This window comes from Candidatus Hydrogenedentota bacterium, assembly GCA_016791475.1.
Lineage (GTDB): Bacteria > Hydrogenedentota > Hydrogenedentia > Hydrogenedentales > JAEUWI01 > JAEUWI01.
Map to the genome: position 1 here is coordinate 1 of JAEUWI010000155.1, position 833 is coordinate 833.

The window sequence follows — 833 nt, forward strand, 5'->3', positions numbered from 1 at the left end:
TACTTCTCGCCGATCTGATAGGCAGGGCAACCTGTCTTGCTGAACCAGCGCTTGGCGTCGGCAAGCCACGGCCCGGTGAACATCGCGTTGCGTAGCTCCTGGTCGGTCAAGTTCTCGCCCGCGATGTTGATGATTTTGAACCAGTCCAGCTTCTCGCTCGGCGTTCCATCGCAGACGTAGACGCTCAGTTCGTAATCCAGAATCTGCTGCTTCTGGTCGGCGGGCAGGTTGTGGAAGAACTTGGTCGTCTTGTCGATCTCAATGGCGAAGTCGCCAGCAACGAATTGGCAGATACTCACCGTGCGCTGCTGCCCATCCATGAGCTCGAAGTTGCCGTCATCCGACACGGCCCAATACATTGTGTTTAGCGGGAAGTTCTTGCGAACAGTCTCGATGACGGCGGCCCGCTGCTTGTCCTTGTAGATGAACTCGCGCTGATAGGCAGGGCGGATGTTCAGCTTTGCGCCATACCCGCGCACGCCTTCCTCGTTGTTGTCAATGTAGTCGGCAACGAGATCGGCGATTTTGATATTCCTGAGTTCAATTTTCATACTAGGAGGTCTGCTGGCCCTATCGTTTTGTGAACTCAGGCGTATAATAGTAGTATGGACAATGAGCTTACCATCGTCTTTGAGCCGGCGGAGGAAGGCGGTTTTACGGCCTTTATTCCGGAGGTTCCAGGCGCGGTTTCCGAAGGGGAGACCGTGGAGGAAGCTCGGGAAATGGTTCTCGACGCTTTACACGAATTGACTGCGTATCGGCGGGAACAGGCAGCTCTTGCTAAAAGCTCCAAGAGCGTCGTCGAGAGAATCGCCCCCGCGTTCTGATCACAG

2 protein-coding genes are annotated in these 833 nt (G+C 55.2%); one reads left to right on the forward strand and one right to left on the reverse strand.

Annotation, left to right across the window (positions count from 1 at the left end):
- Positions 1–551: DUF262 domain-containing protein (locus tag JNK74_28420; protein ID MBL7650113.1), on the reverse strand; the 551-nt coding region annotated here is incomplete at its 3' end.
- A 54-nt stretch (positions 552–605) separates the two neighbouring features.
- Between JNK74_28420 and JNK74_28425 the strand changes: the two genes are divergently transcribed.
- A complete protein-coding gene (locus tag JNK74_28425; protein ID MBL7650114.1) occupies positions 606–827 on the forward strand; it encodes a type II toxin-antitoxin system HicB family antitoxin in 222 nt (73 codons plus the stop codon).
- The last annotated feature ends 6 nt before the right edge of the window (positions 828–833 follow it).